Source organism: Pontibacter sp. LHS1, from assembly GCF_058932855.1.
The window spans coordinates 316,009-334,786 of sequence record NZ_JBZYWF010000004.1 but is presented as its reverse complement, the minus strand read 5'-3'; the positions used below and the strand labels follow the sequence as shown (position 1 = coordinate 334,786).

At 50.6% G+C, this 18,778-nt stretch carries 22 protein-coding genes; 16 read left to right on the top strand and 6 right to left on the bottom strand.

From position 1 onward, the window contains the following. Positions 1-2: 2 nt before the first annotated feature. Positions 3-1,364 (bottom strand): mechanosensitive ion channel family protein, encoded by a 1,362-nt coding sequence (locus tag AC5FXQ_RS10845; protein WP_493602449.1) that lies wholly within the window; start codon positions 1,362-1,364, stop codon positions 3-5. A 221-nt stretch (positions 1,365-1,585) separates the two neighbouring features. Here AC5FXQ_RS10845 and AC5FXQ_RS10840 point away from each other — a divergent pair, with 221 nt between their 5' ends. Then, entirely contained in the window at positions 1,586-2,113 is a 528-nt protein-coding gene (locus AC5FXQ_RS10840) for a DUF2911 domain-containing protein (RefSeq protein WP_493602448.1), read from the top strand. 86 nt (positions 2,114-2,199) lie between these two features. Here AC5FXQ_RS10840 and AC5FXQ_RS10835 read toward each other — a convergent pair whose 3' ends face one another. Next, positions 2,200-3,117, bottom strand: a complete 918-nt coding sequence (locus AC5FXQ_RS10835) for a glutamate--tRNA ligase family protein (RefSeq protein WP_493602447.1) — start codon at positions 3,115-3,117, stop codon at positions 2,200-2,202. Positions 3,118-3,303: 186 nt separating this feature from the next. Here AC5FXQ_RS10835 and AC5FXQ_RS10830 point away from each other — a divergent pair, with 186 nt between their 5' ends. From AC5FXQ_RS10830 to AC5FXQ_RS10785, 10 genes are all read left to right on the top strand, one after another. Further along, positions 3,304-4,410 carry a serine hydrolase domain-containing protein gene (locus tag AC5FXQ_RS10830; RefSeq protein WP_493602446.1) on the top strand — a complete coding sequence of 369 codons (1,107 nt, stop codon included), beginning with the start codon at positions 3,304-3,306 and terminating at the stop codon, positions 4,408-4,410. A gap of 114 nt (positions 4,411-4,524) precedes the next feature. Next, entirely contained in the window at positions 4,525-5,091 is a 567-nt protein-coding gene (locus AC5FXQ_RS10825) for a hypothetical protein (RefSeq protein WP_493602445.1), read from the top strand. Positions 5,092-5,184: 93 nt separating this feature from the next. Further along, positions 5,185-5,622, top strand: a complete 438-nt coding sequence (locus tag AC5FXQ_RS10820) for a DUF3592 domain-containing protein (protein WP_493602444.1) — start codon at positions 5,185-5,187, stop codon at positions 5,620-5,622. A gap of 155 nt (positions 5,623-5,777) precedes the next feature. Beyond that, complete coding sequence (locus AC5FXQ_RS10815) at positions 5,778-6,251, top strand: Crp/Fnr family transcriptional regulator (RefSeq protein WP_493602443.1); 474 nt, start codon at positions 5,778-5,780, stop codon at positions 6,249-6,251. 82 nt (positions 6,252-6,333) lie between these two features. Then, positions 6,334-6,756, top strand: a complete 423-nt coding sequence (gene yiaA / locus AC5FXQ_RS10810) for an inner membrane protein YiaA (RefSeq protein ID WP_493602442.1) — start codon at positions 6,334-6,336, stop codon at positions 6,754-6,756. A 71-nt stretch (positions 6,757-6,827) separates the two neighbouring features. Next, the gene (locus tag AC5FXQ_RS10805; protein ID WP_493602441.1) at positions 6,828-7,793 is read left to right on the top strand and encodes a DUF2157 domain-containing protein; all 966 of its coding nucleotides are present in this window, start codon (positions 6,828-6,830) and stop codon (positions 7,791-7,793) included. Next, complete coding sequence (locus tag AC5FXQ_RS10800) at positions 7,783-8,859, top strand: DUF4401 domain-containing protein (protein WP_493602440.1); 1,077 nt, start codon at positions 7,783-7,785, stop codon at positions 8,857-8,859. The genes AC5FXQ_RS10805 and AC5FXQ_RS10800 overlap by 11 nt, the downstream gene beginning before the upstream one ends. Beyond that, positions 8,849-9,364 carry a GDYXXLXY domain-containing protein gene (locus tag AC5FXQ_RS10795; RefSeq protein WP_493602439.1) on the top strand — a complete coding sequence of 172 codons (516 nt, stop codon included), beginning with the start codon at positions 8,849-8,851 and terminating at the stop codon, positions 9,362-9,364. The genes AC5FXQ_RS10800 and AC5FXQ_RS10795 overlap by 11 nt, the downstream gene beginning before the upstream one ends. A gap of 31 nt (positions 9,365-9,395) precedes the next feature. After that, positions 9,396-9,881 carry a hypothetical protein gene (locus AC5FXQ_RS10790; protein WP_493602438.1) on the top strand — a complete coding sequence of 162 codons (486 nt, stop codon included), beginning with the start codon at positions 9,396-9,398 and terminating at the stop codon, positions 9,879-9,881. Between the two features lie 4 nt (positions 9,882-9,885). Then, the gene (locus AC5FXQ_RS10785; protein WP_493602437.1) at positions 9,886-10,326 is read left to right on the top strand and encodes a hypothetical protein; all 441 of its coding nucleotides are present in this window, start codon (positions 9,886-9,888) and stop codon (positions 10,324-10,326) included. An 8-nt stretch (positions 10,327-10,334) separates the two neighbouring features. On the opposite strand, the gene AC5FXQ_RS10780 is transcribed toward AC5FXQ_RS10785, so the two are convergent. Together AC5FXQ_RS10780 and AC5FXQ_RS10775 are read right to left on the bottom strand one after the other, a co-directional pair. Then, a complete protein-coding gene (locus AC5FXQ_RS10780) occupies positions 10,335-10,859 on the bottom strand; it encodes a YfiT family bacillithiol transferase (RefSeq protein WP_493602436.1) in 525 nt (174 codons plus the stop codon). A 145-nt stretch (positions 10,860-11,004) separates the two neighbouring features. Next, on the bottom strand, positions 11,005-13,380 hold the full coding sequence (locus AC5FXQ_RS10775) for a TonB-dependent receptor (RefSeq protein ID WP_493602435.1): 2,376 nt from the start codon (positions 13,378-13,380) through the stop codon (positions 11,005-11,007). A 190-nt stretch (positions 13,381-13,570) separates the two neighbouring features. On the opposite strand from AC5FXQ_RS10775, the gene AC5FXQ_RS10770 reads away from it, so the two are divergent. The 3 genes from AC5FXQ_RS10770 to AC5FXQ_RS10760 are packed head-to-tail and all read left to right on the top strand — an operon-like array spanning position 13,571 to position 15,876. Next, complete coding sequence (locus AC5FXQ_RS10770; RefSeq protein WP_493602434.1) at positions 13,571-13,987, top strand: DUF4174 domain-containing protein; 417 nt, start codon at positions 13,571-13,573, stop codon at positions 13,985-13,987. Positions 13,988-13,997: 10 nt separating this feature from the next. Continuing rightward, entirely contained in the window at positions 13,998-14,621 is a 624-nt protein-coding gene (locus AC5FXQ_RS10765; protein WP_493602433.1) for a hypothetical protein, read from the top strand. Positions 14,622-14,676: 55 nt separating this feature from the next. After that, positions 14,677-15,876 (top strand): carboxypeptidase-like regulatory domain-containing protein, encoded by a 1,200-nt coding sequence (locus AC5FXQ_RS10760; protein ID WP_493602432.1) that lies wholly within the window; start codon positions 14,677-14,679, stop codon positions 15,874-15,876. Between the two features lie 7 nt (positions 15,877-15,883). Here AC5FXQ_RS10760 and AC5FXQ_RS10755 read toward each other — a convergent pair whose 3' ends face one another. Both AC5FXQ_RS10755 and AC5FXQ_RS10750 read right to left on the bottom strand, forming a co-directional pair. Beyond that, complete coding sequence (locus tag AC5FXQ_RS10755) at positions 15,884-16,432, bottom strand: lipocalin family protein (RefSeq protein WP_493602431.1); 549 nt, start codon at positions 16,430-16,432, stop codon at positions 15,884-15,886. Between the two features lie 12 nt (positions 16,433-16,444). After that, on the bottom strand, positions 16,445-16,876 hold the full coding sequence (locus AC5FXQ_RS10750) for a GNAT family N-acetyltransferase (RefSeq protein ID WP_493602430.1): 432 nt from the start codon (positions 16,874-16,876) through the stop codon (positions 16,445-16,447). Positions 16,877-17,152: 276 nt separating this feature from the next. Between AC5FXQ_RS10750 and AC5FXQ_RS10745 the strand changes: the two genes are divergently transcribed. Further along, positions 17,153-17,650, top strand: a complete 498-nt coding sequence (locus AC5FXQ_RS10745) for a YajQ family cyclic di-GMP-binding protein (protein ID WP_493602429.1) — start codon at positions 17,153-17,155, stop codon at positions 17,648-17,650. Positions 17,651-17,678: 28 nt separating this feature from the next. Further along, positions 17,679-18,461, top strand: a complete 783-nt coding sequence (locus AC5FXQ_RS10740) for a TerC family protein (protein ID WP_493602428.1) — start codon at positions 17,679-17,681, stop codon at positions 18,459-18,461. Positions 18,462-18,778 lie beyond the last annotated feature (317 nt).

Here is an 18,778-nt window from a genome sequence, read left to right as displayed (position 1 = left end):
GATTATTCTTTCGTTCTGTCTTTGTCGGTTAGGTCTGCCTTGACAGGTACGCCCTCTGGATTGATGAACTGCACCTGCTGGCGTGGGTATACCGGAATGATCTTGCCGACATACTCGGGCTTGCTCAGTTCATTGGTGATGCGCAGGGTGAGTTCGCTCTTCCACTTACGGCGCTCGCGGGCACCCACCAGGTAGCGGATGGTCACGTTGGTCCACGACTCGTCCATAGACACGAACACCTGCGGCTTGTCGGGCACAGCGTCGTCCAGCCCCGCCCGCTGCAGGAGTTGTGAGTAGGAGGCTGCCGGAGTCTTCATGTAGTCGCCCAACAGGCCTAATGCCACACTCTCCAGCACTTCCATGGCCAGCGGCACGTCCGACTCGTTAGCCACGCCTACATCCAGCTCGTCCCACACATAAGGGAAGTCGCCGGTCAGGTTGATGATCGTTCCCGTCAGCACTTCATTGTTTGGGAAAGTGACCAGGCGGCCGGTTGGCTGTTCAGCCCGCACGAAACCCGGCTGATAAGGTGCCCCGATCTCCCATACAGTAGTGGTCAGGAAGTCGATGCGGTACACGTCGCCAAATACTTCGCCCACCCGGATGCGATCACCCACACGGTAGTAGCCCTGGTAGGAATTCATGAGCCAGCCGGTAAAGCTTTCGATGGGTGTTTGCAGCGACCATGACAAGGCCAGGCCGATGAGGCCAAAAGAACCGACCAGCGCCCGTATGTCGCCAGCCACAACACTGAGAGCTACGCCAACAGCCAGCAACCAAACCGCGATCGAGACAAGCGAGATGATGGCGCTGGAACTTTGCCACTTGCCGATGGTGCGCTGCAGGATAGATCGCAGGAGGCGCACAGCTCCCCAGGCCAACACCAGCGTGATGAAAGCTATCAGGATCTTGGGCAGGTTGAAGATGAAACTTTCCCAAAGACCCTGTAAGGCGCCAATCGCTTCTTCTGCGGCTTCTTTGGTAGAGCCATTCTGGGTTACCGCTTCTGACGTTGTATCGCCGGAAACCAGCTCTTCTACGGCCACTTCCTCCACCACGGTCACTGAGTCCGGACCGTTTTCCTGCGCCAGGCCGGCTTCGCTTGGAGCAAACATCAGGAGTATAAAACCCGTGATGGCCACGGCCAGGATAGAAGCCTGGCGGAAATTGCGAAGCCGGTTCTGGGCGCCTTTCACGGCAGAGCCCCGCGTTGGCTTTCTTCTGCGGGCTTTGGTACGAACGTTTCTGCGGGTGGGAGCAGTGGTATAGCTTTGCGGCTGACCGGTGCCCCGTGCGCTGGTACCCGTTGTGGAGACGCGTAGTCTTCGTGTAGAAGTTCTTCTGTTTCGGTTAGTGGAAGGCATAGGCTTCGCGGCTTTCTCAATTGTCCTGCCGGTTTGTAGCAGTTTTTCTCTATACGGAAGAAAGGCAGGTGCGCTGCAAAGGGCAAGTGGCGTGGACCAAAATCCTTTGCCTCGCCCACACAATTTGGAACTGTTGCTGCTCGTTAGCTAATTGGTTGATAATCTTGTAGTAGAATATCGATCAATTGCCTATCTTTCTACCAAAACCAAAATAAACTACTATGAAAAATCTACGATTTTTGAATGCGCTTGTGATGCTGTTCATCGGCATACTGGTTTCATCCACAGCCTGTGCGCAGGACGCCAAGCAAAAGGCCAGTCCGCCAGCTACCGCCTCCGGAAAGGTGGGCGATGCGACCATCACCATCAACTACAGCAGCCCGTCAGTAAAGGGCCGCACCATTTGGGGGGAACTGGTGCCTTATGGCAAGGTATGGCGTGCCGGAGCAAACGAAGCAACCACCGTTACCACCGACCGCGACGTGATGGTGGAGGGGCAAAGGCTGCCAGCTGGCACCTACAGTTTCTACACTATACCTGGCGAGGATGAGTGGACCATCATCTTTAACAAAACGGCCAAACAGTGGGGCACACAATACGACGAGAAGCAGGATGCACTGCGTGTGACCGCCAAGCCGCGCCAGGCTGACACGATGAGCGAGCGACTGCTGTACGATGTGACCAACGAAGGCATAGTGCTGCGCTGGGAGAACCTGGAAGTGCCGGTGATGATTCAGGCGGCTAAGTAAAGCGCTTAATTTTATCCAAAGCCCTGCTGCGTGTTCAGGTATAGCCTGGAAGGTAGCAGGGCTCTTTTGTGCCCATTGGCAGCGGGTTATACCTGTAGTGCCTGCCGTGGCAGGTCTTTTAGCTCAAACTGCTGCAGGAAACTTTGCGCGTCGGCTATACCTGCGTTGTGCCAGCCGAGCAGCCCCGCCAGCTTTTGCCAAAGTTGTTGCGGGGTAAGGCCAGCCTTCCGCATTTGGGTAAGCGAGAGGGCGTCATGCGATTTGGATAGTTTGTTGCCCTCGGCGGTAATAAGCGGGTGGTGCACAAAAGCTGCGCTTGTAAAGGCGGTGGCGCCGGTGTGCTGGGCCAGGAAAAGCTGTGCCGCCGTGGAAAGCATCAGGTCCTCGCCCCGCACGATCAGATTCACGCCCATGGCCAGGTCATCTACGATCGAGGCTATCTGATAGGCAGGTATACCGTCTTTGCGGCGAACCACGAAATCAGGCATTTCGAGGGCCAGCGGCACCGTGCAGTTGCCCAGCAGCTGGTCATGGAAGGTAATAGTCGTACCCTCAGGTATACGCACGCGCCAGGCAGCATTGGGTGTGTCGAGCTGTAGCTGCACGTCTCGGCAGGTGAGCGGGTATAGCCCCTGCGGCGACAACGCTGCGATCTGGCTGCGTGAGCAGGGACAGGCATACACCATACCTTGCTGCAACAGTTTTTCCACCTGCGCCTGATAAGCCGGGAGCCTTAGCAGTTGTGAGTAATTTTCCTGAAAATCTTTGGGATTGCGTGGTCCTTCGTCATAGTCGAGGCCCATGAAGTCGAGCGTATCGAAGATGTCCTTCAGGTACTCGGGGCGGAAGCGGGCATTGTCGAGGTCGTCGATGCGCAGCGCCACCATGCCTTGCTGCTTGCGGGCCAGCACCCAGGTAATAGCAAACGACAGCGCATTGCCCAAATGCAGGTAGCCGCTGGGAGTCGGGGCAATGCGGGTTTTTATTTGCTGCTTCGTTTCCACAGGTATAGCGCTGGGTTTAATGAGGTCAAAGGTATAGCTGCTAATTCTTAAGTCAAACTAGAAACTGCTAAAATGCTTGAGGAAGGTGGATGAATTACGGAATTTCGCTATGTTTGATAATATGCGGGAAAGCGTATGTTTACGCTTTTGATCAAGTTACCTGATGTATAACCATATATATTCTGAATGAAACAAGCTATATTCTCATTCCTTGTGGCTTTTCTTTCTTATGCAGCCCAGGGACAAAATTTAAAGGATACTGCCGTTAATATCAGGGAAGTCCACCAAATACCTGCTTTAGCCTATGCTGTAGTTACACCTGATTCCATATTGGAACTCAATGTTATTGGATACAACAGGGCTGATGTAGTTGATGATGTCGATCCAGTCGCTATCTCAGATTACTTCCATATTGGCTCCAATACAAAAGCTGTTACAGGGTTTGTAGCTGCCTATTTAGTGGAAAACGGAAAAATAGAATGGGCTTCTAAGTTCTTTGATTTATTTCCAGCATGGAAAGACGACAGTAATCCCGCCTTCCATGACATGACATTAGCAGACCTCCTCTCACACAGAGCCGGGGTTAAGCCTTACACAAGCGGGCCGGAGTATCGACGATTGCCCAACTTTTATGGGACAAAGTCCGAACAGAGAAAGCAGTTCGTTCAGTATATCCTGCAGGAAGAACCAATCAAGAACCAAGGTAAGGTCTATAACTACTCAAACGCTGGCTACAGCGCTGCTGCCCTTATGTTGGAAGAAGTTACACAGAGATCATGGGAGCAGCTTGTTGATGAAATCCTGAGCGAAAAGCTACAGTTAAACTACAGGTTTGGCTGGCCCAATAGCTACGATAGCAACCAGCCTTGGGGGCACTGGGTGGAGAAGGATACACTGGTCGCCTTATCCCCATCGGCAAGCTATAACCTGAGACTTGGAGAACCAGCAGGAGATATCAGCATGCCACTATTTGACTATGCAAAGTTCATACAGCTAAACTTGCAGGGGCTAACCGGCAGAAATAATATACTGAAAGCGGAGACGTACAAATTCCTTCATTATGGAATGCAAGACTACTCAATTGGCTGGGGAAATGTAAAGACGGAGAAACGGCAGTTGTCAGAACAAGTGGGCTCTGCGGGAACCTTCTATTGCTATGCCCTACTTGATAATAATAAAAAGCTGGGATACATTATTATTTGCAACAGTGCGACGGCTAAAGCTGTTGAAGGAGCGCTTTTGCTTCGAGACAAAATGATAGAAGATTACGGGAAATGGACTCAAAAACTCTGAAATGATGCTGATTAAAGCTTAAATCACATACAATGAAAAACAGGTAACACAGCACAGGCTCAAGCTTTGGCTAAGGCCTCGCCTCAGCCTGTACAAATTCGTTACACTAAAGAAATGAGAAAAATTTTATCAGGAATTCTTGCAGTTGCAATATTATGTCTTTTGACTGGCTGTGCAGCAAACACCTATGTTTCCCAGGTGAAACAAAATAATTTACCGCCTTTAAATTTAGCTTTTAATGTTCAGGAAGTTCAGATAACAGACAGCAGAACAGATCAATCTATTGAGGATATAAAACTGCCATTCGTTTCAAAACCAAACTCATTGATTAAGCATGTGCCGGCTTTAACAGCGACCCACAGACAAATAATAGAAAATGTAATCAAGGAGAATACAACTAATTCGGGCATTCCTGTAAAAGCTATAATAAATATACCCGACAGCTATAAGGAATTCACATCTACATGGAGTAGTGAAAAAGAAAGGGGATTTGCGCAAGTTCAAATCAATCTGGTTAATCAGGAATCGGGGGAATTGATTGCGGCTTGCGATTCGAGTGGAGAACTATTTGTACAATCAATAGATGCTACAAATGAAAGAATGGAAGAAATCTATCAGCTGACTATTAAAAATGTCATCTATAATTGTTTGAAGTCTACGTCCATTCAATTAGAAAAATAACGCAAGCCAACACTGAATAAATATTATGCCCCGGCCGACTGCCTGGCGCACTATTTACAGGAGATCGTTGTGAATGTAATTGTAAATCCACTAATGAACTTTCAGATAAGTAAAGCTAAGTTTTGCATAGTGTTGGCTTTAATCCTATTACTTCCATTGTTAAGTAAATCCGGGCTATTATTATTTGGCGTAATAGCTGAAGGTACAGTCATTGGTCATAAAGAAGCTTACTCCAGGTCGCTCCGGTTTAATAGCAAAACGATCTATTCAGTTGTAGAATTTGAGACCGCCGAAGAAGTGATTACGATGGTAGGCCCTCGAAACTCTGACTATGAATTTGGGGAAAAGGTCAAGGTTATCTACTCTCAGAACAATCCTGAAGATTGTGCTATTCTTAGCCTCACAGGTCTTTATCTAGGTTTAAATGCTGTGTTGCCAGCAATGTTGTTACTGCTTTGGATATGCCTGTATGTTTCATTGAAGGAATATGCTGCATATAAGTCTAAATCCAGAAAGTCGGTGCCGTTATAAAATTGCCTTCGTCTTTTTCTAACAAAGAAATTCTAATTCCATACCTGAAGTAAGACCGCTTTAAAATGAATGCATTATATAATTGTATATCGCAATACCATCCCATTTCTTTAGAAGCTTGGGAGGCTCTTTCCAGAGCACTAAAGCAGGTCGAGTTGCCAAGAAACTCTTTTTTGGAACGGGAAGGTATGGTGTGCAATAAGCTGTACTTTTTAGAGCGAGGTTGTCTGCGTGGCTATTATAACCTGGACGGGAAGGAAGTTACGTATTGGTTTGGCTTTGAGTATAATTTCATCACCTCTTTTTACAGCTTCATCTCCCGGAAGCCGGGTATAGAAAACATACAGGTACTGGAAGACTCCACCTTGTGGGGAATAAGTTTCGAAGCCCTGAACCAGCTGTTTGATCAGCACCATGACCTGGAGCGCCTTGTCCGGATTATAAACGAGCAGTACTACATCAGACTGGAAGAGCGATTGATGGCCATGCAGTTTAAGACGGCCCGGGAGCGCTACGAGCAGCTACTGGAAACCTCGCCGCATATTCTGCAGCGAATCCCGCTTGGGCAGATTGCTTCTTACCTGGGTATAAGTCAGGAAACGTTGAGCAGAATTCGGAGTCAGGTTTGATGCTTTTCCTTTTTTGACAATTGTCAAAAGAAAGTTTTAGGGGCTGCTATACCTTTGATTCATCACTTAACGAAAGACAGAAATGAATCAGAAACCATCCAACGCATTTGTAGCAGCCTCCTGGGCTACTTTACTTACAGGTATAACAGCCTACATCGTCGGACTGTGGAACGCCGACATGCTGCTGAACGAAAAGGGCTATTATTTTGCCATACTCATGTTCGGTTTGTTCTCAGCCATCTCACTCCAAAAAAGCGTGCGTGACCAACTGGAGGGTATACCGGTTACCAACATCTATTACGGGCTTAGCTGGTTTTCTACTATTCTGGCGATCGTGCTGCTGACAGTGGGGCTTTGGAATGCTGATTTGCTCCTGAGCGAAAAAGGCTTCTATGGTATGTCATTTTTACTGAGCCTCTTCGCTGCTATTGCAGTGCAGAAAAATACCCGTGACAGTTTAGGCAGGGAACTGCCTGCCAAGCATGATGCCGAGCTGTATTATTAATACCGCTTTACAACAGACACAAAACGTATCAGCCTCCATGCTGAAATGACAGCATCTTTTCAAAATATTCCATGAAACCACACCTCTCCCGCGAGATCATCTACAGCATCGCCAGGCACAGCAACTGGCGTGAAGCAGGTATAGCGGCCTGGCTGCGCAAAGAGCAGGTATACGCCGGACCGCAGGACTGGATAAAGTTTGTCCGGCTGTTTTTGCTGGGACTTGGGGGCAGCTTTCTGATCTCGGGCATTATCTTCTTCTTCGCCTACAACTGGGCTGACATGCACAAGTTCGTGAAGCTGGGTATGATCGAGCTGCTAATACTGGCGGTGACGTTTGCTGCGGTGTTTATCAAACTTAGCGGCACGGTGAAGAAAGTGCTGCTCACGGCCAGCACCATGCTGGTGGGCGTGCTCTTTGCCGTGTTCGGGCAGATCTACCAGACCGGGGCCAATGCCTACGACTTCTTTCTGGGCTGGACAATGTGCGTCGTGCTGTGGGTGCTGGTGGCCAGGTTTCAGCCGCTGTGGTTCATCTTCCTGGTGCTGCTCAACACCACCTTCGTGCTTTATACCCAGCAGGTGGCTACGCACTGGAGTTTTGCCATGGTGATGGACATGCTGTTTATCCTCAACGCAGCGGCTGTTGTTGTCTGGGAAGCGCTGGCCACGAAAGGCCGTGTAGGTATACAGCACCGCTGGTTCCCACGTCTGGTGGGGCTGGCGGCGATCACGGTCATCACCATCAGCATGATCTCGGCACTGTTTTCAGGTATACGCGAAGACTATGGGCTGGCTTACCTGCTTGGCGCGGCTATGTATGGTGCAGGTATAGCCTATGGCTTAAGGGTGCGCGATATCTTTTACCTGACGGCCCTGCCTTTTAGCGGGATAGCGGTGGTGACGGCCATCCTGGTGCGGATCGGGGAAAACGTGCCGGAATTTATGCTGTTACTGGCCACAATATTCGTGGTCGGGAGCATTACCTTACTAATTCAGTACCTGGGCAAACTTAACCGACAGTGGCATGGCCGATAAAGAACCATTACAACTCGAAGCTCTGCTGCAGGAGATCGCGCAGGAGCAACCCGACTTCCGCTACGACGAAGCGGCCATCACATTAGAAGTAGCGCACTCTACTTCGCTGCTGAAACGCTGGCCCGTGAAGTTGCTCACAATTCTGGGTGGTTTGCTGGCTATGGGTACTTTAATGGGAGCCATCGCCGGGACGCAGTTGCTCAACTCAGGTATAGCCATGCTGCAGTTGGGTGTGATCTTACTGATTGTTGCTGAAATAGTAGTCCGCATGAAGCAAGACACGACCACTGACGCTTTGGGGATAGCGATGAACATTACAAGCTACGTGATGCTGGCGTTTGGTATCGGTCAGCTTACGGATGATGCCACTTCAGTAGCCGTAGCCCTAGGTATAGCCGCTGTGCTTGTGCTGATATTCTCGAAGAGTGCGGTTTGTGTGTTCATTTCGGTGCTGGTGCTCAATGGCAGCCTGCTGAGCCTGATCTTCATACACCAGGTATACAACCTGTCGCATGTCCTGATCATGGTGCTGACAGGTATGCTTACCTTCATCAGTCTCTACGAAGCGAAACTGCTGGCCCTATCGCGGCGCTTTGTGATGGTTTTCGGGCCGGTGCGTATGGGGTTGATCTTCTCCCTGATCGTCACGCTGGTGCTGTTTGTGCATCAGAAACTGCTCTCCACCAATATCACCCATTTCTGGCTTTCAGGTTTGTTTTTGATCGGCTGTCTGTTGCTGTTGCTACACCGTGTGCTGCGCGAAAGTGGCGTGAAGGACAAGAAGACACTGGCTATTTTCTATACCTGCTGCGCGGTAACATTGCTGCCGACTGTGCTGGCGCCATCGGTGCCGGGTGCTTTACTGGTGGTACTGTCCAGTTTTTACATTGGGCACAGAACAGGCCTCTGGGCCGGACTGCTGGCACTGGCTTATTTTCTGGTGCTCTACTATTACGACCTGCACATGACCCTCCTGGCCAAGTCGGGGGTGCTGGTGCTCACGGGCAGCCTTTTCCTGGCTGGGCTATACCTGTTAAACCGTTATCTGCGAAGCCATGAAGCGTAACCTCAAAAACATTGCCGTGCTGGTCAACCTGGTGGCGGTGCTGGCCTTTTTTAATCTGTCGGTGGTGGAGAAGGAGGAGATCCTGCAAGAGGGGCAGCTGGTGCTGCTGGAACTGGCACCGGTAGACCCACGCTCGCTGATGCAGGGCGATTACATGGTGCTCAGCTATGCCATCAGCCAGACGCAGGAACTGGAAAAGCTCCCCAACCGTGGCTATGCCGTGGTACAGCTCGACCCGCAAAATGTGGCGCAGCTGGTGCGTTATCAGCCGGAAAAGGAGCCGCTAAACGAAGGAGAGATCCTGCTCAGGTATAGCAAAGGAAACTGGTCGCTCAACCTCGGGGCGGAGTCATACTTTTTTGAAGAAGGGCATGCCAGCACCTTTGAAAAAGCAATGTATGGCGGACTGCGAGTGGATGATAAAGGCAACAGCGTGCTGGTGGGATTGTATGACGAAGACAGAGTGTTAATTGTGCCGAAGCGGGAGCGGGTTTCTCAGAAATAGTTTTTATATTGACTATCATTTCAGAGAGCCTATGCCAGCAACTTTACACAGCTATAACACAGGTCACTACTTCAGTACAAGCGCACGGGCATTCGGCTGGATCACCACCGCACTTGCGGTCACGATGATTGTAAATGGCTCGGTAGCAGCATACGCTTTTCTGCCAACAGCTATTATTACGCAGTTTACGCACTATCGTACGGAGTTTGACCTGGCACAAATGACCTACCGCGAAGGGGTACGTTTTGCAGGTATAACTTTCGGCAAAATGCTGCCGCTGGTTGGTATCGATTTCCTGTACCTCAAAGCGAACAATTACAGGCAGGTTAGTGAGTCAAGGGCGTCAATGAGTACTTTCCAATTTGTGAAATATGATGGCTACATCAAGCTGTCGGATAACCTGAAGCTGCACCTGCTGCAGCGCAAATCAAAAGAGCAGGCCATGCAGGAGATGCAACAAATCGCACAGGACCTTCAGGCAGAACTGCGCGACCTGACCGAAATGAAAATGCAGTAAGGATATGCGTATCAGGAATAATTTGATAGGAGGTATAGGGCGCGGGCTGGCTTACTACGCAGGTGGTTTTGCGCTGGTTTGGCTCACTTACCTCGTGTTTGGCTGGGAGTATGCACATGCTCCGGGGCTACACCATTTAGTAGGTTTGTTGGTGCTGGTGGTTGGAGCTTTGATGCTGATACGGCGCATCATCATTGTATTTGCAACTCCAGCCGATACACATAACAAAGGAGCGCTTCTGGTTCATGCTGTGGCGGTGGTTAGTTTTATCCTCTTCTTCAAACTCATCATCCTGAACGGAGCTATCAAACGCGACACCGGCGATCTGGAGGCTTCTGAAACACTGTCGCTCGACCACAACACCCAAACCCTGCTTCTTACAGACGAACTGCAGGATACGCTATTTTATCAGGTCGAAGACTCAGTACACGTGAACAGCCTGTAGTAGCCACTTTACCAACCCATGCTTTTCTTCAGTTCGGTGATGTGTGCCAGGTGGTGCTCGCCATGCCAGGCGTAGAGGCCGATGTGCTGCCGGATGGTTTGCTGGCCGGATACCGGGTGTACAAACGTGCGGTCAAGCTGCTCGGCGGAAAGCTGGTGTAGCATCAGTACCCACCTCTGGTGCAGGGCGTGCAGCAACGCTAATGATATACCCGGATCTGCTGTTCTGGCTTCTGGTAATTCTGCCCAGGCTACTTCATCGTAAGGTCTAATGGTCGGGTTCTCTTCTGTCAGGGCCAGCTTTTGGCGGGTATAGCCGTTGAGGTGGCTGTCAGGCAGGTGATGCACAACCTGACGCACAGTCCAGCCGCCGGGGCGGTAGGGCGTGTCCAACTGCTCATCGGAAAGGCTGGATACGGCCTGTTCTACTTTTGCAGGAAGGCTGCCAATAGAAAGAATGTACAGGTTTAACTGGTCCTCCGTAATAGGAGAAGAAAGGTCAAACTGACCAATGGGGTAGCGAAGTGAATCCATAGTTTTTCAGAAGAGAGAGGATCTAAATATAGAAAATGCTCGAGTACCTTATAGCTGTTGCTTTTAAATATTTCTGTTTCGAATCAGTCAAAAAGCGCCACATTCTGTTCTCGGATGTGGCGCTTTGCATTAGGTATGGCTCTTTTTAAAACTCCACTCTATAGTTTAGGATCGGCAGCATGCCCACCATGTGGCGGGTGATGACTTCCTCTTTCATGCGGTCGTACTTCACGCCAAACACATTCTGGCGGTTGGTGAAGTTCTGGATGTCAAGCGACAGGATGTAGCTGGCATTCGGTCTGTTTTTGCGGTAGCTTACCCGGATGTCGGAGCGGAAATAATCGGGTGTCTGCACCCCGAAGCGATTGGTCACGTCGAGCACCTCGTACTTCATCTCTTTCGATTTCTCCAGGTCGATCGGGGTATAGCGGTTGCCGCCGGCCCACATCACTTTGCCGTTCAGCCCGATCAGGTTTTGTTTGTTGCGACCCACCTTAAACTCCTTGCCTGCGAGCAGGTTCACAATGTGATTGCCGTTGAAACGGGTGCTGCGTTCGATGCCGTCGTGCACGGTATACCTGGAGTCGTAGAGTGAGGTCGTGAGCAGGAAGTAGTAGTTGTTGGTGAAGAATTTTTCCAGTGTCATCTCCACTCCGTAGTTGCGGCCGGTGCCTTCGTTTACCAAGGTCTCGCGGGTTACGCCACGCTCGTAGTTCAGCGCAGAGTAGGTGCTGTTTTCGGCAGCGCCCACTGGCACATTAAAGAGGTGCTGGTAATAGGCTTCCACTTTCAGGCGCAGGTCTTCGCGCAGCATCTGATCGTAGCCCAGCACGTAATGCGCGGCGCGGGTAAAGCCCAGCTTGCGGTTCGGCTGGGTATAACTGCCGTCTGGTTGGCGCTGCTGCGCAAAGTAGGAGGTGAGGGCATCGTGGCGGCTGTGCAGACCAAAGGCGGCACTAAAGGCCTTGGCGGCGTTCACCTGGTATCTCAGGCCCATTCGCGGCTCTACCACCGTATTACCATTCAGACCAAAGTACAGACTGTGCAGACCGGTGTTGAGTGTGAGCTGCTCGGTGAAGCGATACTTCCATTGCGCAAAGGCCTGTGCCATTTGTGTGCTGCCGCGCTGGTTCACAAACTCGCCTTCTTCATACTCAATGTTGCGCCCGCCCGCATAGGAATCGTAACCCAGTTGGCTCAGGATAATGCCCGTGCGCAAGGTATGGCGGTTGTTGAACTTGCGGTTGTAAAGCGACGAGAAGCGGGTAGCCTGCTGCGCAAAATCGTGGCGGTAGAAAGGTGTAGCCGTGTAGTCAGCGGCCAGTGAGTCGACCCATACCTTGTTGCCGCTCGTGGAGAATGAAAGCGTGGACTCGATGTAGTCGTCTTTGCCGAGGAACAGGATGTGCGTGAGCCCCGAAGACGCCATGCGTGCCTGGAAGCGGTCGTCGAAGCGGTCGAGGTAGCCTTCCCACTGCTCGGCGTCACGCTCTGCTTTCACATTCTGTTCGCTCAGTCCACCCAGTCCCCAGAAAGAGAAGTAGCCCGCTCTGGCCGTCGGCAGGTATAGCTTAAAGGAGAAATCCTGGAAAACAGGCACAGCATCACCCGATATCTTCACGCCGATTTTGTTAAGCATGGCCAAAGTCGAATAGCGGTAATTAGCCAGGTATGAGGCCTTGGAGCCAGCCTTGAATGGACCTTCGGCGGCAAAGTCTATACCTAGTATACCTGCCTGCAGTGCATACTCGCGTTTCTCGTTGTTGCCGTTGCGCAAACGGATGTCGAATATGCCGGACAGGGCATTGCCATACTCCGCCGGGAAAGCGCCCGTGTTAAAGTCGGAGTTGTCGAGCATGTTCACGCTCAGAATGCTCACGGCCCCACCGGCCGCACCTTCTTCGGCAAAGTGACTCGGGTTGGGCACCTCTATGCCTTCCACACGCCAGAGCACGCCGCGTGGTGAGTTACCCCGCACCACGATCTCGTTGCTCATGTCCTGGCTGATGCCTACGCCGGCATAGTTCTGGGCAGCACGGGCAGGGTCGTTCACACTGGCGGCATAGCGCTTGGTCTCCTCCACCGAAATAGATCGCGAACTGATCATCGCCATCTCGTTGAGGGGATTTCCCTTGCTCTGCTGCTCGGCACTAATCACTATCTCTTGCAGTTTTCTGAAGGATTCGCTCAGGCCGATGTTCAGCACCAGTTCCTTGCCCGAACCAAGCAGCAGCTCAGGCAATACCTGCTCTTCGTAGCCCAGGTAACTGATGCGCAAGGTATGGCGTCCCACTGGTACTTTGTCGAGGCGGAAGGTGCCGTTTGCATCTGTAGTTGTACCCATTGGTGGGTCGATGGTAAGGATAGCAACTGTAGCTCCGATCAGTGGTTCCTGTGACTCTTTGTCGATGATCTTGCCCCGGACGGTCTGGGTAAGCTGTTGACCCATGGCAGTGATTGGGGTACTAAAAAGCAAAAGCAATAACAAGGCTGCCAAAGCAGTTAACGCATTGAATTTCATGGTTTTATTTTGTGTGGTTGTGGTTGCGGTATCAAATCAGGGCGCAAAGGTATAAACTTTTATTATAGATTCATGTAATCGAATCATAATATGTTTCAATTTTAGACAAGCTGACCCATTACATCGACTAACCGGTGTTACACCCTGCTTATAGGTGCACTCGTATGAAAAGAGTATGGGAAAGCAAGCGATGAAAATAACTGTACTTTGTCTGGTACTTCTGCTGCCGTCTTTGACACAGGCACAAAAGAAAAAAGAAATGAATCTGAAAGCTTACAAATGGGAAAACCGGCTTTTGCTGCTCTTTGCAGCATCTGAAAACGATGCGGAATTTATCAAACAAAAAAAATTAAACCGCATAAACCTGCAGAGTGTAGCAGAGCGGCAGTTGGTGGCGCTGGAGTTGGTGCCGGGTGGTGATGCCGCTAATATGCGGGGGGATTTGCTAAAGGAATTCGGAGTAGATACGGATAGCTATACCTTGCTTTTGCTGGGGAAAGATGGATTGGAGAAATACCGGAGCCGGACAGCGGTGCCCCTGGAAGAGGTGTTTAAAATAATCGACCAGATGCCGATGCGCCGACAGGAAATGCGTAAACAGGATTAAAACGATTGCCATGACCTTTGACCATCGTCCCCTCCGAAACGAAAAACGATCGCTGATAGCCGACGTGCGTTACCAGCTCACTTCATTTATCCGCTCGTTCACACTGGTGCTTTACGTCGCGATGGGTATGGCCGTGGTAGGTGTTGCCATGAAGTTCATAGGCCTGACGGGCGGCAGTTTTGTGTTTGTGTTCGCCATGGCCGTACTGATGTTGCTTTTTCTGGTGCAGGTAGGCCTTTCATTTTTCTACATCGTTTCGAACTTATGGCTAGCCCTGCTGGGGGCCCTCAGTAGCTTCTCGCTGGTTACGGGGCTACTGGCGCTTATTTTTCGCTACCAGAACTGGTATGGCTGGCAAGTGATTTTTTATGCGGTAGTTCCGCTTTACATACTGGTGGGCGTGCTGCTCTTCTTATACCTGAAACGATTCCGGAAACTGCACGAGCCGTTGCGTGATTTTTTTTATCGGAACCTGGTCTTTCCGTTTGTTTTTGTACTGCTGCTAGGCATCGTATCCTTTGTGTTCAGCGCCGATCGCTTTAACCGGGAGGAGGACCCTATGCTGCAGGAGTCGCCTATACCTGCCGATGGAGCCGCCGCTGAGGACACCACAGGTATGTGGCGGGCTTACTGAGCACGGATCAGGTATAGGTTTGATTATTAGGGGAAATATTGGTAGTTTCAGATATATGAAACAAGCGCTCCTGATCTCTCTGTTCTTTTTGATTTCAATTGCAGTACAAGCCCAGACGCTGAAAGGCCGCGTAGTGGATGCGGCTACCAATGAGCCCCTGGAGTATGTATCGGTCTACCTGAACACCACTACCAGAGGCACCACCACAAATGATAAAGGTGAGTTTGCGCTTGCGATGCCGACAGGTACCTACGAAGTGATTGTTTCTTACCTGGGCTACGAACCACTGGTATACACAGCACGAACCGATAGCCTGCCCTCCTCCATCCTCTTCAAACTGACACCCAAGGCCCAGATGCTGGGAGTAGTAGAAGTGCAGGGCAAGCGGGATGCGCAGTGGTACGACAACCTGGAGGTGTTCAAAGAAAACTTTCTGGGCAGGAGCTGGATCGCCAAAGGGTGCAAACTTTTAAACCCGGAGGTGCTGACCATTGATTTTGATCATACCAGAGGTGTGCTGTCGGTAGCAGCCCGTGGCCCGCTGCTGATCGAGAACAGTTTGCTGGGTTACAAGGTGGAGTACCTGCTGACAGCCTTTACCTATCGGACAAAAGAGGGATACGTGACCTTTGAAGGATATCCGCGCTATGAACTGATGCAGGGCAGTAAAAGCAAGCAGCGCAGATGGGAGAAGAACAGAGAATTAGCTTACCGTGGCTCTGCTATGCACTTTGCCAGAGCGCTGCAGCAGAAGCGGCTGGAAGAAGAGGGGTTTAACCTGCGCCGCCTCTACCGCCTGCCTAACCCCAACCGGCCAACAGACGAAGAAATAGCCGGGGCCCGTGCCCACCTGAGAGCCAATGGCAACACGATCACTATTTCCGACAGCATCAGCGACATCCTGAGGCGGGCCCGGTTGCCACGTTTTACAGAGCAGTTGGATATCAATCCTGTGCCTTATAGCGAGTACCTGACTTTGGATGAGGGCAAAGCCAGCTTGTCTTTTGAGCAGTTCATGCAGGTGGTGTATACCGGCGAACAGGAAGAACCTGCATACGTCAGGAGCACTTCTAATTTTCTCAATGGTGCCACTGCCCGTAAACCTACCTACCAGACATCCGTTTTCTCTTTGCAGGCAGATACGGTAGGAGTAGAGCCCGCTGGAAACTTCCTGAATCCGCTGGATGTGCTTTTTGAAGGATACTGGTCTTGGGAAAAAGTAGGTGACATGCTGCCGCTCGACTATCAGCTTTAACTAACCGCTACTCCGCGCAAGGTTGTTCGGTCATCTGCAACTGCCCCACCGGGAAGCCTTTGCTCTTGGCCAGCTGCTCCAGCATGGCATAAGTGGCTTCATCCATGGTGGGAGTGCGCGAGAGGAACCAAAGGCTTTCGCGGTCGGGTGATCCCACCATCACATACCTGTATGCAGGGTCGAGCTCCAGGATCCAGTAATCGCCTTTGAAGGGCCAGAAAAACTGTACCTTGAGCTTGCTGTTGTTGCTGCCCTCCACCGGAAAAGCTTTGCCCTTGACATCACTTACCTTTCCCTCTTTCAGGCAGGCGTTGTATACCTCTACATAGCCCTCTTCGGCATTGAGTTTATACTCGGCCGTGGTGCACTGGCAGCCTTTGGTGAAGCGCTGCGGTATAGAAGCGATCTCGTACCACTTGCCCATGTAGCGCTCCAGGTCCACACTAGGGACCGTCTCAAGCGGGGCATTCGCGCTGCTGCAACTGCTGATGATAATAGTGCCTAATAAGACTGCACCGGCAGTGAAAAGGAGTTTATTCTTTTTGTCGAAGGCCATTTTCGCAGCGTATTACAGTTGCTTGGTCATTTTGTAATGCTGAATAGAGCCAAACAACAGGTATGTTTTTTCTACTACTTCATACCCGTTGCGACGGTAAAAGTTCACGGCATTTTCGCGGGCCTGCAGCATCATGGAAGTAGCTCCGAGTTGTCTGGCGCGGTCTTCGAGGTAGCCGATCAACTGGTCGCCGAGGCGCTGGCCCTGCTTGTCGGCGCGCACCCCCATAAAGCGTAACTGTCCCTCCTGCGGCGTGTTCAGGTGCAGACGGCAAACACCTACGGCCTCTCCCGCATCATCGACCAGCATGGCGTGTATGGCCTGCTCGTCGTCATCGGCACGCTCGCTGCCCTCAGGTTGGTCCCAGGGCTTGCGCAGGGAGTCGTAACGCAGTTGGTAGTATTGGTTAAGTTGCTCTGGTGTAGCGGGTTCTATGACTTTCATTTATTAGTTGATTGCTGGTTGTTGATTAAAAAAGGGTAGAATGAAAAACGCACCCCCTGCCCCGCTCAAGGGGAGATTTTGACCACATCCTTTGAGACAGATTGCCAATAAAAATCCGAAGACGGTTCAGCGAGGCAATTTAGTAACCAGTCACCAGCAATTATCAATCAACAAGCAACAATTTACTGACCAACAGTTAGCAATCAACAATCAGATAAATAACTTTGTGGGTTATAAATCGTGTAAAACTTATTTCTGTTACCTAACCTAAAAACTATGGCATCTTTTGATATCATCAGCAAAGTAGATCCGCAGACGATGGATAATGCGGTGAACGTGGCCCGCAAGGAGATCATGAACCGCTATGACTTCCGCGACACTAAAGGTTCGCTCGAGTTCGACAAGAAAAACAATGAAGTGCACATCAGCATGGAGAACGAAATGCGCCTGCAGCACACCGAGGACGTGCTTATCGGTAAAATGGTAAAGCAGGGCCTCGATGCTACTGCTCTTGACTTTTCCAAAGAGCCCTATGCATCTGGTGCCATGGTGAAGAAGGATATCAAAGTGAAAGCCGGTATCGACAAGGAGACATCCAAGAAGATCATGAAGCTGATCAAAGACAGCAAAGCCAAAGTGTCGGCTGCCATGATGGATGAAACCATTCGGGTGACAGGCAAAAAAATCGATGACTTGCAGCAAGTAATCGCACTTCTGCGTACAAACGCCGAAGAAATAGGTATGCCGCTTCAGTATGTCAATATGAAGTCGTAATACCCTCACCTCACTCACCTTATATATTATGTTTGACATATTCGCTAATCCGGATACCTGGATAAGTCTGCTGACGCTGACCTTTATGGAGGTGGTGCTCGGCATTGACAACATCGTGTTCATTTCGATCATTGTAAGCCGGCTGCCCAAAGACCAACAGGCCAAAGGGCGCAACATTGGCTTGACGCTGGCACTTGTTTTCCGCATCATCCTCCTGATGTTCATCACCTGGATCGTGAGCGCCAGTAACCCGATTTTCTCGATCAACCTGCCGTTTACCGACGAGGACTTTCCCGTATCGTGGCGTGACATCATTCTCTTTGCCGGTGGCCTGTTCCTGCTGGCCAAGTCCGTAACTGAGATCCACAACAAACTCGAAGGCGAGGAAGAAGGCCACAATGCCGGGCAGGGTACCATAACGTTGAGCAAGGTGCTTATCCAGATCATCCTCATCGACATTGTATTCTCCTTCGACTCCATCCTGACGGCCGTAGGCTTGGCACAGGAGATTTTGGTGATGATCATAGCCGTGATCATCGCGATGGGTATTATGCTGATCTTCGCCAAGTACGTAAGCGACTTCGTGAATAAGCACCCGACGGTGAAAATGCTCGCACTTGCCTTCCTGATTCTCATCGGCTTTATGCTGGTAGTGGAGGCGCTGCACCAGCACATCCCGAAAGGCTATATCTACTTCGCCATGTTCTTCTCGCTGATGGTAGAGATGCTGAACATGAAGCTTCGCAAGAAAACAGAACCGGTGCACCTGCGCCAGAGCGAAGTGCTGCCTGAAGGCGATCCTTCTCGCTGAGATGAAACAGCTAGCTATTATTGTAAGCCCCACCAGGTATACTGGTGGGGCTTTTGTTTTCCACAACTCTCAGGCTGTACACATCACCCTTAACCATAATTCGTGCGAGGTGTCCGGAAGATTGGGATTTTGTACCTGCTGAGATAAAGTGCCCGGGCAATTGGAGGCGTTGACAGGTATAAGTACAATGTATATAGGAATTTGCTATATTAACCGTATAGAACCACCCCATACCTGGCCATGTCTAAAAGACCCTATCTTATTTCTTTATTTTTGCTGATTGCCCTTGTAGGGTTGAGTGTATACAGCGTTAGCCT